Origin of the sequence: Brackiella oedipodis DSM 13743 (assembly GCF_000621025.1) — a bacterium.
In the GTDB taxonomy this organism is placed as follows: domain Bacteria; phylum Pseudomonadota; class Gammaproteobacteria; order Burkholderiales; family Burkholderiaceae_B; genus Oligella; species Oligella oedipodis.
Genome location: NZ_KK211206.1, coordinates 494,068 through 509,036 on the forward strand (window position 1 = coordinate 494,068; position 14,969 = coordinate 509,036).

The window sequence follows — 14,969 nt, forward strand, 5'->3', positions numbered from 1 at the left end:
ACCCATAGACCTGGTGTCCAAAAAAGCATCACGCAGACCACATTAGTCAAATAGCAAATGCTACACCTTCACTTGACGTGAATAGCATAGCATTTGCTATTATTTCACAAATGATTTTGCAAGAAATGACGAAAAAACATTTGTATTTAAAAAACAACGATTTTATGTTTCTTAAAAAAATACAAATAACGCCCCTTCCCTAGGCGATCACTACCCTAGTAAGTATACTTTCTGAGCTTAATTCTTATAATGGCTTCTATTTCTTTTTTATCGATGCTCGATAGCTTTTGATAATCTAAGGCTGAAATGGATTCAAAAGGCCAGCTTTTGCCATTCTGAGCAGAGTGACCAGTAGCATGTGGAGATTGATGGTTTTTATCAAACCAACCGGTAGGTAGGCCGATCAGCTGCTCCATTTTGCGAGCGGCCTTCTCACCAAAATTGCGATGGTTGTTAAGTAGTTGCGAGATATAGGTCGCATCGAGACCGTGGAATAACCTCGCTAAGCGTGCAATGGAACCGGCGTTTTTGACCAGATAACGCAAGTTTTCAACTCGAATTTGATTCATCGTATTCATAGCCTTATTGTCAAATTAAACGGTAGTTTTTAGAATTGACAGATGCTATTTTTTGATATATTAGCGAATGCTATTTAGTTATAGGTTCAGGATTATTGTAGAGATGACAGACAATCTATCACTGTTGCCGATGGCTCATCTTAGCGCGTAGACCTCTAGGAGTTGTCGCGTTTAGCTCACGTCTAAAAGTCCGTTGGGTGTTGGTAAAGCGCGCTGATGGGTGAGAACTGAGGATTGAGGATTAATAATCGTATGCCAAGCGCTAAAACAGCGCTTGGCTATTAGGCTACTCGGCCAGTGTTAAGCGCAAGTGCTAAGTGCATAAAAAAGCCAACCCTATAATCATGGGGTTGGCTTTTGCTTTCTGGCTTTTGGCGCTTTATTGACTGGTTGAGCGTTTGGCTACGTCTTTAGGCTTGTTGCGCTCGTACAGTGGGATGGTGGGTAACGACTAAACAGCTTACGCGTAGGGCCTAGCCCCTGCATCTGCCGCCCCGTTATGCCCTACTGTGCTCGAGCAGCACTTTATGAGCTACCGACTAACTAAAAAATTCTTTCGCTTTGGCGAACCAGTTCTTGTTTTTGCTAGGGGCGTGCTTAGAAGCATCCTCTCCGAGAGAAGCGCCGAATTGTTCAAGCAGTTCTTTTTGCTTGCTATTGAGGCGCACCGGCGTTTCTATGACCACATGGCAATACAAATCACCCGCTACTTTCGAGCGCACGTTCTTGATGCCTTTATTGCGCAAGCGGAAGGTTTGACCCGTTTGCGTGCCCTCTGGAATCGGGATCTCACCCTTGCCATCGAGCGTTGGCACCACGACATTGCCCCCTAATGCAGCCGTCACAAAGGAGAGTGGGATCTCACAATGCAAATCATCACCATCGCGGGCAAAAATATCATGCGGTTTGAGATGTACTTCGATATACAAGTCCCCATTGCCACCGCCATTGACGCCAGGTTCTCCATTGCCCGTAGAGCGAATCCGCATGCCGTCATCGACCCCAGCAGGGATTTCAACTTGCAGGGTTTTCTCTTTGCGAACCTTGCCCTCGCCATGACATTTGTGGCAGGGGTCTTTGATTTCTTTGCCGGTACCATGGCAGGTTGGGCAGGTTTGTTGCATCCTAAAAATGCCCTGCTGCATGGTGACTTGGCCTGAACCGTGGCAGGTATGACAGGTTTCGGGGGCTTTTTTGGATTTACTACCGGTACCCTTACAGGCGTCGCAGTCTTCCCAGCTCGGCACGGTAATGGTGGTCTCAAAGCCTTTGGCGGCTTGTTCGAGGGTGATTTCGAGTGGGTAGCGTAAGTCGGCACCACGGTAAGCGCGTGGACCGCCGCCACGACGTGCGCCACCGCCAAACATATCGCCAAACATGCTACCAAAGATATCACCTAAATCTCCAAAATCGGCCCCCCCAAAACCACCATGGCCAAAGCCTTGTTGGTTTAGGCCCTCATGGCCGAATTGATCGTATGTGGCGCGTTTTTGTGGGTCCGATAAGACTTCATAAGCTTCTTTGATTTCTTTGAAGCGTTCTTCGGCAGCATGATCCCCTGGATTACGATCCGGGTGATTTTTCATGGCTAATTTGCGGAATGCTTTTTTTATTTCTTCTTCGGAAGCATTACGACTGACGCCTAATGATTCGTAATAGTCTTTTTTTGCCATTGACGTGTGTATCCTACTGAGTGGTTTTTTTGCTACAACTCGCTATTTAGTGAGGTTAAAACGATCAAAAGGCAGGTGGGTCATGCCCACCTGCCCTTTGCTAGGGTGCTACATCAGGATTATTGATCATCCTTTTTGACTTCTTTGAAGTCGGCATCGACGACATCCTCATCGGCGCTGTTGCCGGCATTGGCTTGAGCCCCGGCGTTAGCCCCTGCGGCGCCTTGCTGTGCGGCCGCTTCGGCTTGCATATCGGCGTACATTTTTTCACCGAGTTTTTGGGACGCGGTGGCTGTCGCTTCGATCTTGGCATCGATGGCGGCTTTGTCGTCACCTTTGATGGCTTCTTCGAGGTCTTTGATGGCGTTCTCGATGGCTTCTTTTTCGGAGGCCTCGAGTTTGTCACCATGCTCTTTGAGCGCTTTATTAGTAGAGTGAATCAAGGCTTCAGCTTGGTTACGAGACTGTACTAACTCTGCTTGACGACGATCCTCTTCGGCATTGGTTTCGGCGTCTTTGACCATACGTTCGATCTCTTCATCAGAAAGACCAGAGTTGGCTTTGATGGTGATTTTGTTTTCTTTGCCGGTACCTTTGTCTTTAGCGGAGACGTGCAAGATACCATTGGCATCGATGTCAAACGTTACTTCAATTTGTGGTACGCCACGTGGTGCAGGCGGGATACCTTCGAGGTTGAACTCACCTAAGCTCTTGTTGCCAGCGGCCATTTCACGTTCACCTTGGTACACCTTAATGGTCACGGCGGGTTGATTGTCTTCGGCCGTAGAGAAGACTTGCGCATGACGCGTTGGGATCGTGGTGTTTTTGGTGATCATTTTGGTCATGACACCACCCATGGTCTCAATACCTAATGACAATGGCGTAACGTCGAGCAATAAGACGTCGTTACGGTCACCAGACAAGACTGAACCTTGTTGTGCGGCACCAGCGGCGACGGCTTCGTCGGGGTTAACGTCCTTACGAGGATCTTTGCCAAAGAATTCTTTAACCTTGTCTTGGACTTTTGGCATACGGGTCATACCACCGACCAAGATCACATCATCGATGTCAGAGACTTTGATGCCAGCGTCTTTGATGGCAGTGCGGCATGGCTCGATAGAACGATCGATGAGGTCTTCGACCAAGGCTTCGAGTTTGGCCCGCGTTAATTTAAGGTTAAGGTGTTTTGGACCAGAAGCATCTGCCGTAATGTATGGCAAGTTGATTTCTGTTTGGGAACTAGAAGACAACTCGATTTTGGCTTTTTCGGCGGCTTCTTTGAGACGTTGTAACGCTAATACGTCTTTGGAGATGTCTACGCCTTGGTCTTTTTGGAATTCGCTGACGATGTAATCGATAATGCGACGGTCAAAGTCCTCACCCCCTAAGAAGGTATCACCATTGGTAGACAAGACTTCGAATTGTTTGTCGCCATCAACGTCAGCAATCTCAATAATAGAGATATCGAAGGTACCACCCCCTAAGTCAAAGACCGCTACTTTGCGATCGGCTTTTTCGGATTTGTCCATACCGAAGGCCAAAGCCGCCGCTGTTGGCTCGTTGATGATGCGTTTGACTGTAAGACCAGCGATTTGGCCAGCGTCTTTAGTGGCTTGACGTTGGCTGTCATTAAAATACGCAGGTACGGTAATGACGGCTTCGGTGACTTCTTCGCCTAAGTAGTCTTCGGCCGTTTTTTTCATTTTGCGAAGGATTTCGGCAGAGACTTGTTGAGGGGCGATTTTTTTGCCATTGACTTCGACCCAAGCGTCGCCATTGTCAGCTTTGACAATTTTGTATGGGGTTTGTTCGATGTCTTTGGTGACTTCTGGGTCATCAAATTTACGGCCAATTAAGCGTTTGATGGCATAAAGGGTGTTTTTTGGGTTGGTGACGGCTTGACGTTTAGCCGGTGCACCGACCAAGATCTCATTGTCATCTTGGTACGCAACAATAGAAGGCGTGGTACGAGTGCCTTCGGCGTTTTCGATGATTTTTACGTTTTTGCCTTCAAGTACAGCCACACAACTGTTGGTTGTACCTAAGTCAATACCAATAATTTTAGCCATATTAAAAAACCTTTAAGAAATTAAATAAATATTTGGTTAACTACTAAATAGGGATAGTTTGTAAGCTTTCAAGACTGCTTTGGAATTTTTTTAGCCCGCTGAGACCACGACCATGGCGGCACGTAAGACGCGGTTGCCAATGCTATAGCCTTTTTGTAGGGTCTCAATCACGTGGTTGGCAGGATAGTCAGGATTCGGCACGGAAGACACGGCATTATGAAAATTAGGGTCAAAGGCTTGGCCGGCTTGCGGGTTAATCTCTGTGAGACCATTGCGCTCAAAGGCTGCCACCAATTGTTTGAGGGTGGTTTCAACGCCTTCGTTAAGGCCTTCTAAGGTTTGGTTCTCTTGCTTGAGCGCGGCTTCGAGGCTGTCTTTGACAGGAATCAGGCTCTCTGCAAAGCCTTGAATACCAAATTTACGAGCTTTGGAAACGTCTTCAGTAGCGCGACGACGGGCGTTTTCGGCCTCTGCGTGCTTACGTAGCACTTGATCCTTAAGTTCGGCAATTTCTGCCGCTTGATTGTCGATTTGTGCTTGCAGATCTTCGAGACTTAGCGCTTCGCTTTCTGCGCCTTGTTGGGCTTCGGCGGCTTGAGTGGCGGCTTGGTTGTGCGGTTCTGTGGTCGCTTGCTCAAGGTCGCTGTGCTCTTGCGCAGGTGATGTATTTTGATCTTGTGTCATATCTATCCATCCATCATCTATGGTTGTTAATGCTTTTTATATGGGTGGCGGTAGGATGATTTCAAGGTCTAGGATGGATTTTGTGTGCATTTAGGCTGTTAAATCGTGGCGTTGCGCTTAAGTGCTTGCTATCGTGTTGCTTGACGTTGTTGGATGGGTGGCGACTCGATGGCAAACGCTGATGCTTATGTGGTGATGGGTGCTGGCCATCGAGTGTCATGAATTAATCAACACGGTAAATTGATCACTCCCCTACCAATCTTGCAGATACGCTTGGATGATGCGGGTCAAGGCATCTAACCAAGCGTCGTCGGCATTTAAGCATGGGATATAGCGAAATTGCTGACCCCCCTGTTGCTTAAAATGCGCCTGACCACTAATGGCAATTTCTTCGAGGGTTTCTAGGCAATCAACACTAAACCCTGGGCACAACACATCTAGCTTTAGTACACCTTGTTGCGCCAGTTGGCTGAGTTTATCGACGGTAGACGGTTTAATCCATTCGGCCTTGCCAAACTGGCTTTGATAGGACAAATAAAGCGGCACCTGCTCTTTGAATAAGGCCTCTTGCAATAAGGTGTAGGTGGCTTCGCAATCGTCTTGATAGGGATCGCCTTCGTCAATGCTTTGCTTAGGCATGCCATGAAAGCTTAATAACAAACCCTGCGGTTTGCCGTGAGTTTGCCAATAGGTACTGACTTGTTGTGCCAAGGTTTGAATATACTCTGGCCGCTGAAAATAGCGTTTGGGCATACGAAACTCAAGCTGATTGCGCACCTTGAGGTTGTAGCGACATAATTCATCACCCACCGTGCCTGTCGTGGCCGCTGCATATTGCGGGTACATGGGCATGACCAGTATTTTTTCACAACCTTGCGCGGCTAATTTGTCAAATACGCTATGCAAGCTGGGTTCACCATAGCGCATGGCGATATCGACGATATAGTCAGGATTATTCAGGCGTTGCGCCACCCCGCGGGCGGTTTTTTCTGTGTACACCAGCAAGGGGGCACCTTCGGGCAGCCAGATCGTGGCGTAATTATGAGCCACGGTTTTGACGCGTTTGGGGATCACAATACCACGCAGAATCGGTTGCCAGAGCCAGTCTGGGGTCTCAACCACCCGCTTATCAGAGAGAAACTCCTTGAGGTAGGTACTAACGGCGGCTACCGTAGGGGCTTGGGGTGTGCCTAAATTACAAATAACTATCCCAATTTTGGGCTTCGGTGTCAGTGGTGATTGCGTAGACATGGCGTGAAGGTGTTAATCGGCAAATGGCAAGATAAAAAAGATATTTGGCGCGCCTTTTTGATGAAGTCGCACTGGCGGTTTCGCTTGCATTCTATTGTATAGTTTTATAGACACTTACTTTATAATTACTGTAATATTGTTGCTTTAAATGGGGATGCCTGCCTTTATGAGTTTTTCTACGGTTGCTTTAGTGGGTCGTTATCAAGACACTGGGCTCGATGCGCCCCTGAGTCAATTGCAGCAAATGCTCAGCGCTCATGGCATTGAGGTCCTGGTAGAAGCCGACACGGCTCAACACACCCAATTACACCATTTACAAACGGCCTGTCTCGATGACATTGGTCAACAGGCCGACCTCGTGATTGTCATGGGCGGTGATGGCACGGTGCTTGGGGTAGCGCGCAAGCTGGCGCCCTATAAGACCCCGATTGTCGGCATTAATCACGGCCGCTTGGGCTTTATTACCGATATCACCATTAATAATGCCCGCCAGGCCATTGAATTAATCCTGGCTGGTCAGTACGAGACCGAATCACGGTCTTTATTACAGGCCTCTATTATTCGCGGCACGCAAACGCTGGCCAGCGATGTGGCGCTCAATGACGTGGTTTTTAGCCGTAGTGGCCGCAATGGGATGATCGAGATCCACATCGATTACAACAATGAATTTATGTACAGTCAGCGTGCTGATGGCTTAATTGTCTCCACGCCCACAGGCTCGACGGCCTATGCCCTGAGTGCCAATGGTCCGATTTTGCACCCGCAAATTGATGCCCTCCTCTTGGTGCCCATTGCGCCGCAAACGCTATCTAATCGTCCGATCGTGATTCCCAGTGATGGCACGCTGACCTTGACGCTAGGGAATAATCCCCAAAAACAAGATCCTGTCGCCAGTGTGCATTTTGATATGCAGGTCTGGACCGATATCAAAGATGGCGATAAGGTCGTAGTCAAAAAAGCCCATCATGCAGTGACTTTTTTACACCCCAAAGGGTATAGTTATTTTTCAACCCTGCGCCAAAAACTGCACTGGAACCACACGCCAGGGACTGCCTAATCTTTTTTAAGCTCTGCGCCTATGCTGCTTGCTCTTCATATCCGAGATTTTGTCATTGTAGAAAAAGCCGATATCCAGCTCGATAGCGGCTTTACTGTCTTTTCAGGAGAGACCGGTGCAGGTAAGTCTATCCTAATTGATGCCTTAGCCCTGACGTTGGGGCAGCGCGCCGATGTGCAAAGTGTGCGCGAAGGCGCCGATAGAGCCGATATCAGTGCCGAATTTGAGGTCACGCCGTCGGTACAGGCCTGGCTTGAGGCGCAAGACATTGATAGCACGGAATTGCTGCTGCGTCGCACCATTGATCGTCATGGCAAGAGCAAAGCCTTTATTAATGGCATTGCTGCCACCGCCAGTCAACTCAGGGCCTTAGGCGAGCAGTTAGTCGATATTCACGGCCAACACGCCCACCAAAGCCTCATGCGTAGTGCCGCACAACGTCGTATTTTAGATAGTCATGCGGGCTTACAAAGCCAAGTCACTGAACTGCAACAGCGTTGGCAAGCATGGCAAAAGGCTCAAGAGGCCTTAGAATTGGCACAAACCCAAGCACAACAACAGCAACTCGAACAAGAGCGCTTAGCTTGGCAATTGCAAGAGCTGGAGCACTTGCAGCCACAGGCCAATGAATGGCAACAGATTAACCAGGATTACAATCGCTTAGCGCATGCCCAAACCCTAATCGACACGGCAGCCAGCACCTTGCAGCGTTTGGACGATGATGAATATGGGGTCACGTCGGTCTTGCAGCAATGCGCGCAACAGGTGACGGATTTATTGGCACATGATCCGAATCTAGCCAATATCCAACAAGCCCTAGAGAGCGCCGCGATTGCCTGCCAAGAGGCTAGCCATGATCTGAATCTTTATGTCAGTCAGTTAGAACTCGATCCGCAGCAGCTAGAAGCCACCGAAAAGCGCATGCGCATGTACTTTGATTTTGCCAAAAAATTCCATACCGAGCCTGAGCATTTAGTCGAGGTGCAAGCACGCCTCCAAACGCAACTCCATCAGCTCCAAGAAAGTGCGGATATTGCACAACTGCAAGCGCATGTCGAAGCGGCGCAGGCGCAATATAGGGTCTTAGCACAAGAGATCTCGGCACAACGCCAAAAAACTGCCCGCGACCTCGGTCAAAAAATCAGTCATATTATGCAGGAACTGGCCATGCAAGGTGGGGTTTTTGAGGTCACACTTAAGCCGAGCTCAGCAGGCGCATATGGTTTAGAAGAGGTGCAGTTTAATGTTGCCGGTCATGCAGGCACGACCCCCAGAGAACTCGCTAAAGTCGCTTCAGGCGGTGAGTTAGCACGGATTTCTCTGGCTTTATCAGTGACGGCCAATAAGGCTGGCCGAGTGCCTACCTTGATTTTTGATGAGGTGGATACCGGTATTGGGGGCGCCGTGGCCGAGATTGTTGGCCGTCTGCTACGGCAATTGGGTCGTCGTCATCAAGTGCTTTGTGTCACGCACTTACCACAGGTGGCGGCCTGCGCTGATCATCACTTTATGGTGCACAAACAAGACGACAAGGGCATCACGCGCTCTGATATTAGCGCTTTGGATGAAACACAACGGATCGAAGAAGTGGCTCGGATGTTGGGAGGTCTACGGATTTCTGATAAAACTCGTCAACATGCCAAGGAAATGTTGCAGCAAGCACACCGGGAGTCAGCTTGACGGCGACTTGACGGTGGCTGGTTTTGAGTTACGTTGCGGTTGAGGGCTAATGGATTGCCGTGGCAGATGACAAATATTGGCTCGCGGGCTGTGGATGGCGGATGATGAGTGATGGGCGGCGATGACGACGGATGATAAGCGCCGATTTGCTATTTACAAAACAGAGATAGCTTCGCTAACCCTAGGCGTCGGCTGCTGGTTGTCCAAGCCTCCTGCATGCACAAGCCACTAAAAAGCTCAACTGCTGCTGAGTTGAGCTTTTTAGGCTTTTTAAGCTTGTTAGGGTGATCCCAGAGGTGTTTCAGACGTCGGTCTGGAAGATAACGTTAGCGCGAGGATCACAGATCACGGATCACCGATTGCAGGCGCGCGACGTGGCGCTACTCACTAGGATCCCGTTTTAGGGGCGCGCGTTTAGGAGCGCGATGTGTTTTTTTCGGCGCATTTACCACAAATACCGTAGAGCACCAGGGCATGGCTCTCTAGGCTGAAATTATGGTTCTTGGCAATTTCGTGCTGACGCTGCTCAATGGCGCTATCGACAAACTCCACCACATCGCCACAAACGGAACACACTAGGTGATCGTGGTGTACGCCATCATCAATCTCGTAGACGGCTTTACCGTTGTCAAATTGGTGCTTGGTGAGAATGCCTGCTTCTTCGAATTGGGTAAGGACTCGGTATACAGTGGCCAGACCGATCTCGACATTTTCTTTTATAAGGAGGCGGTAGACATCCTCGGCACTCAAGTGGCCGATTTTTGGACGTCTGAAAATATCTAGAATTTTGAGGCGTGGGTATGTTGCTTTTAGACCCATGCTTTTTAAGTCACCTTGATCCGCCATACTGTTTCCTTGTTAATGAATAGTCATCTGTGAGTCGTCTGTTAATTAGATCCCTCACCTAACCATTATAGCAAATATGGCAAGTCTCTCATTTGATTAAAACCATATTTTCAGCGCTTAAAGGCGTATTTGCGGCTTTTTTATCGTCATTAGCGACGTCTTTAGCGTCGTTAAGGCAATATCTGGCCCAGCTAGAATCTACTACTTTTTAGGGGGATTATGGTAATATTGCCTTATCTTTCTTTAACAATAGTATGCCTTTTGAATCTATGAACACAGTTGTCCGCTCTCGCGCCCTCTCTCAATGGCGTCGTTACCTGCGCCCTACCCTCAAGGCGAGTTTTCTTGCTTGCACCGTTTCGCTTAGCACACTCACCCTCAGTGCATGCAGTTCTGGTAAGTGGGGCTTCCCTTATCGCGCCTCATTGCAACAAGGCAACTGGGTCACTCAAGAGCAGGTCGATTTGCTCCAAAAAGGCATGACACAAGAGCAAGTGCGCTTTGCGTTGGGTTCACCAACACTGGTCGATGTTTTTCATCCGGATCGCTGGGACTACCCTTATTATTTTAAACCGGGCTATGGTGATCCTATCCAACGTAACTTCTCTGTTTGGTTTGTCGATGGTGTGGTAGATCATTGGGGAGGCGATCCTTTGCCTAACTTCCAACCAGCGGACTTCGAAGAGCAACAAGCTAGCGGCGCAGATCTTGCCGAGATCGAACAAAAACGTATCCAAGGCATTCACGAGCAAGAAGCACGCAATCCTGAGGCCACTCAGCCTAAGCCAGCGGTAGACGCGGCCACTAAGGCGCAACAACAGGCTCAAACCAAGGCAGAGCTTGAATCACGCTCCTTTGACGTGCCACAGTCTTTACAAGAATTCCACCCGCTCAGCCAAGAAGAAAACGCGCAATTACAAGCCGAACAAATTCAAGAGGCCGATCGCCAAGCTCGAGCTAAGCCGCGCTTACCACGTGGGGTTCAAATCAACGCTCCTAATAGCACTAACTTGAATAATTTATACCAACAAAAACCTGTGCCTTCTGCACCGGGTAGCCGCCCAAATTCACTACCATAAGCTTATGAAGATCGCTATTGTTGGTGCTGACGGCCGTATGGGCAAAATGCTCATCGAAGCGGTGGTACAGCACCCTGATTGTCAATTACATAGTGCCTTTTGTTTGCCAGATAGCCCACAAAAAGGCAAAGATGCTACTGAGTTTTTAGGGCAAAACAGCGGGGTTAAGGTAAATGATGATTTAACCGCGCTACAAGGCGCCGACTGCCTCATCGATTTTACGCGTCCCGAGGGCACACTCAAACATGTGCAAGTTTGCCGCCAATACCGTGTCAAGATGGTAATTGGCACGACTGGATTTAGTGCCGAGCAGTTGCAAGCTATTCAAGACGCCGCTCAAGAGATTGCCATTGTCTTGTCACCTAATATGAGTATTGGTGTCAATGCGATGTATGCCCTACTCGAGCAAGCGGGGACGATTTTTGATGATAATTATGATGTCGAAGTGTTCGAAGCACATCATCGCAACAAGGTAGATGCACCTTCGGGTACCGCCCTAAAAATGGCCGAGGTCATCGCTCAGGCCAAGGGTCGAGAGCTCGAGGCAGTTGCTGATTGGGCCAGACATGGGCATACAGGTGTGCGCAAACGTGGGCAAATTGGTTTTGCAGTGATGCGCGGTGGTGACATTATTGGCGATCACACGGTGAGTTTCTGCGGCCCGGGTGAACGCATCGAGATCACTCATAAGGCTTCTAATCGCAGCATCTACGCCCAAGGCAGTCTAAAAGCCGCCGCGTTTTTGCAGCAACAGGCGCATGGTTTTTTTAGTATGCGCGATGTGATTGCTCAATCGCTCTCTTAATTTTTCGCCGTTGCGCTTGTACAGACTCAAGCGCAGCTTGCTAAACGCCATGGTTCCCCTTACCCATTACCCATGGCGTTTTTTATTGGATAAAACTAGGCTCGGGCACTAAGTCCACAGCAAACTTGGCCTGCACATCGGCCATAATGGCCTGCGCCACTTCTTGTACCTCTGCAAAGGTGGCACCACCATTGTTAACCAAGACCAAGGCTTGACGATCGTGCACGCGCACGCTATTCAGAACGCGCCCTTTCCAACCCGCTTGATCAATCAACCAGGCCGCCGCTAATTTATAGTCGCCGTTAGCTTGAAGATAATTTGGTAGTTGCGGGTAGTGCTCGAGTAAACGCGCACGCACTTTCGCATTGACGATGGGATTTTTAAAAAAACTGCCCGCATTACCATGCACAGCGGGGTCAGGTAATTTATGCTGACGAATCTCACATACCGCTTGGAAAACGTCTTGCGCACGGACTTGCTCGGGATCCTTTTGGGCCAATAAGGGATGTTTTTGAAGATCGGGATATTGCAAACAGGCTCGCCACGACTTGGCTAAAGCAAACTGCACAGCCACAATTAGCAGGGACTTGCCCTCATGCTTGAAGTAACTGTCTCGGTAGCCAAATTGACACTCAGCGGGACTCAAATGGCGTAATTGGCGCTGCTGTAAATCATAGGCAATGACTTGATGGCAAAAATCTTTGAACTCGCGACCATAAGCGCCGATATTCTGAACAGGGGCCGCGCCCACGGTGCCCGGGATCAGGGCGAGATTTTCTAGTCCTCCATAACCCTGCTGCACACAATATTTGACAAAAGCGTGCCAGGACTCACCCGCGCCCGCTTCTAGCATATAGGTTTGATCATCTTGCGCAAGCAAACGGATGCCTTTAATGGCATTGTGAATCACCAAGCGCTGCACTTGCTCCGCCAAAATCACATTGCTGCCCCCACCCAATACTATATAGTCCGGGTACTGTGTGAGCAGTTCTGCCAGTGCTGGCAATTGCTCTATATGCTCAAGCTTGACATAGTGCTGCGCCTGCGAGCGAATACCAAAGGTATTGAAGGCGCTTAAATCAACCTCTGACTTGACGGTAAGTGAGGACACACTGGACATAGAAATGGCCTAAGATAAAAAAGCTTAAGTATAGCAATAAGTACAAGGCCACAGCATATGCTTGGCTCAATTTAGTCTTGCTTACAGGCACAAAAAATCCCCGTCATGTTTACCATCACGGGGATTGTTGTTGAGATCACTAATTAATCATGAATAGCATTAGTCATTTCTTTCTGGATGTTGATCCAGTAAATCTTGACGTTTGCGTTGTAAGCGTTCAATCTCGGCACTAATCGCATCGATTTTTTCGCTGATACCGTCATGATGTTCTTGTAACAACTCTTGCGCTTCTTCAAGATTAGAGGCCGTTGGTGAGGCACCATGTAATGGTTTGTTGGCCGTTTCGCGGAAGAAGAAGCCGGTAGAGATACCGACAATAGAGACCGCCATTAAGAATAAGGCAGGCACATAGAGGTAGTAATAGAAGCCAGCATCTTGGGCAAATTTAATCAAGAGTGCGAGTAAGGCTGGCGTTAAACCGGCCACGAGTACGGCCACATTGTAGCCACTGGTGAGTGCACTATAACGATAACGGGTTGGGAATAAGGCCGGTACCGTAGACGCTGTCACCCCGATTAAACTACATAAAATACTGGAGAGAATGAGTAGACCAAAGAATAAGTGGGTCAAGCTCTCGTGTGTAATCAAGTAATAGGCCGGGATCGGTAAGAGCAACATGGCGAAGCTACCCAACAGAATAAATAGACGACGGCCAAATTTATCACTGAGGTAACCAATCAATGGCTGCACGCACAAGAGACCCAAAATAACCACAATCACAATCCATAGACCATCTTTTTCGGTGTAGTCTAGATTATGTTGTAAATAGCTAGGCATATAGGTCAATAAGGTGTAGTACAAAGCATTTTGGGTAAATACAATGCCGATACACACAATCAGACCGCGTTTTTGGGTGGCTAACAGCTCACGGAAAGAGAATTTTGCCGCTTTTTTCTCGGCGCCTCCTTTGCCCTCAAATTCTTGCATGCTTTTTTGGAAAGCCGGCGTTTCTTCGAGGGCGTGACGCAAATAAATACCAATCATACCCAAAGGTAAAGCCAACAAGAATGGGATACGCCATCCCCAGCTGTGGAAAATCTCATCCCCCATGAGGATATTGAGACCGATCACCACACCGGCGCCGACCACAAAACCAGACATAGAGCCAAAGTCTAACCAGCTACCTAAAAAGCCACGACGGCGATCAGGCGCATACTCGGCAACGAAAATACACGCACCGGCGTATTCACCACCGACAGAGATCCCTTGGAATACTTTACAAATGAGTAGTAGGCACGGCGCGATAATGCCCCATAGTCCCCAACTCTCAAAGTTGTGATAACTTGGAATCAGACCAATACCCGCGGTACTAATGGTCATCATGACAATGGTGGTGGAGAGAACCTTTTGGCGACCGTATTTATCGCCGAGCACACCAAAGATAAGGCCGCCGAGGGGGCGGAGCACAAAGGGCAAGGAGAATGTGGCTAACGCCGCGATTAATTGAATGCTTGGATCGGATCCAGGAAAGAACATTTGACCAAGCACAGTCGCTAAGAAACCATAAACACCAAAGTCGAACCATTCGAGTGCATTACCTAAGGAGGCGGCGGTAATGGCTTTACGGACACTTTTGTCATCAACAATGGTGATATCGTCAATCGATATCGGCTCTCGCTTTTTGCGTTTTAATTTATTTTTTACAGTTTGTATTGGGGCTTTCATGTGAAATTCCTCATCAATCTGCCTATAAACAGTGCAGATCTGATTTGAGTTAAAAGACGGTAAAATACCGTTTTATATTAAAACACAAAACCGCGCTAGATTAACTTATTATCTTTATTATTTTAGCAATTGACAAAATTTATTCTTAAATATCAAATACTTATAAAATAGATCTCGAAAGCAAATTTACAAATTTATGAGTAAAAAAAGCCACAATCTGAAACAGAATTGGCATTATTTAAGCTTCAGTCCCCTATTTTTTTCAAAAATACATGCCTATCTGTCTAATTTCATGAATTACTGTTTTTTGTAATCACGATCGTGTCTTTTAAGTACTTTTGTGGTCATGATAGGCTTATACCCCCCTCTGTTAAATCGTTATTAAGATTTTTTAGTAGGTGT

The 14,969-nt window shown here is 48.1% G+C and carries 12 protein-coding genes; 4 read left to right on the forward strand and 8 right to left on the reverse strand.

What is annotated here, in order from left to right:
• Positions 1 to 215 precede the first annotated feature (215 nt).
• The 5 genes from Q335_RS09905 to hemH all read right to left on the reverse strand — a co-directional run bounded on the left by Q335_RS09905 (position 216) and on the right by hemH (position 6,255).
• Positions 216 to 569 carry a helix-turn-helix transcriptional regulator gene (locus Q335_RS09905; RefSeq protein ID WP_038369705.1) on the reverse strand — a complete coding sequence of 118 codons (354 nt, stop codon included), beginning with the start codon at positions 567 to 569 and terminating at the stop codon, positions 216 to 218.
• Between the two features lie 548 nt (positions 570 to 1,117).
• On the reverse strand, positions 1,118 to 2,251 hold the full coding sequence (dnaJ, locus tag Q335_RS0108670) for a molecular chaperone DnaJ (protein ID WP_028358282.1): 1,134 nt from the start codon (positions 2,249 to 2,251) through the stop codon (positions 1,118 to 1,120).
• A 119-nt stretch (positions 2,252 to 2,370) separates the two neighbouring features.
• Positions 2,371 to 4,320 (reverse strand): molecular chaperone DnaK, encoded by a 1,950-nt coding sequence (dnaK, locus tag Q335_RS0108675; protein WP_028358283.1) that lies wholly within the window; start codon positions 4,318 to 4,320, stop codon positions 2,371 to 2,373.
• A 90-nt stretch (positions 4,321 to 4,410) separates the two neighbouring features.
• A complete protein-coding gene (gene grpE, locus Q335_RS0108680) occupies positions 4,411 to 5,004 on the reverse strand; it encodes a nucleotide exchange factor GrpE (protein WP_028358284.1) in 594 nt (197 codons plus the stop codon).
• Positions 5,005 to 5,256: 252 nt separating this feature from the next.
• Positions 5,257 to 6,255: a ferrochelatase gene (gene hemH, locus Q335_RS0108685; RefSeq protein ID WP_038369706.1), complete on the reverse strand. Its 999-nt coding sequence runs from the start codon at positions 6,253 to 6,255 to the stop codon at positions 5,257 to 5,259.
• Between the two features lie 166 nt (positions 6,256 to 6,421).
• Here hemH and Q335_RS0108695 point away from each other — a divergent pair, with 166 nt between their 5' ends.
• On the forward strand, positions 6,422 to 7,312 hold the full coding sequence (locus tag Q335_RS0108695; RefSeq protein WP_028358286.1) for an NAD kinase: 891 nt from the start codon (positions 6,422 to 6,424) through the stop codon (positions 7,310 to 7,312).
• Between the two features lie 21 nt (positions 7,313 to 7,333).
• Positions 7,334 to 8,992 carry a DNA repair protein RecN gene (gene recN, locus Q335_RS0108700; RefSeq protein WP_028358287.1) on the forward strand — a complete coding sequence of 553 codons (1,659 nt, stop codon included), beginning with the start codon at positions 7,334 to 7,336 and terminating at the stop codon, positions 8,990 to 8,992.
• A 414-nt stretch (positions 8,993 to 9,406) separates the two neighbouring features.
• Here recN and fur read toward each other — a convergent pair whose 3' ends face one another.
• Entirely contained in the window at positions 9,407 to 9,838 is a 432-nt protein-coding gene (gene fur, locus Q335_RS0108705; RefSeq protein WP_028358288.1) for a ferric iron uptake transcriptional regulator, read from the reverse strand.
• Positions 9,839 to 10,107: 269 nt separating this feature from the next.
• Between fur and Q335_RS10445 the strand changes: the two genes are divergently transcribed.
• Both Q335_RS10445 and dapB read left to right on the forward strand, forming a co-directional pair.
• The gene (locus Q335_RS10445; RefSeq protein WP_084493603.1) at positions 10,108 to 10,917 is read left to right on the forward strand and encodes an outer membrane protein assembly factor BamE; all 810 of its coding nucleotides are present in this window, start codon (positions 10,108 to 10,110) and stop codon (positions 10,915 to 10,917) included.
• A 4-nt stretch (positions 10,918 to 10,921) separates the two neighbouring features.
• Complete coding sequence (gene dapB / locus Q335_RS0108715; protein ID WP_028358289.1) at positions 10,922 to 11,722, forward strand: 4-hydroxy-tetrahydrodipicolinate reductase; 801 nt, start codon at positions 10,922 to 10,924, stop codon at positions 11,720 to 11,722.
• An 82-nt stretch (positions 11,723 to 11,804) separates the two neighbouring features.
• Here dapB and murB read toward each other — a convergent pair whose 3' ends face one another.
• Positions 11,805 to 12,842, reverse strand: coding sequence for a UDP-N-acetylmuramate dehydrogenase (gene murB, locus Q335_RS0108720; RefSeq protein ID WP_051532422.1), 1,038 nt, complete (start codon positions 12,840 to 12,842; stop codon positions 11,805 to 11,807).
• A gap of 159 nt (positions 12,843 to 13,001) precedes the next feature.
• Entirely contained in the window at positions 13,002 to 14,567 is a 1,566-nt protein-coding gene (gene proP, locus Q335_RS0108725) for a glycine betaine/L-proline transporter ProP (RefSeq protein ID WP_028358291.1), read from the reverse strand.
• Positions 14,568 to 14,969 lie beyond the last annotated feature (402 nt).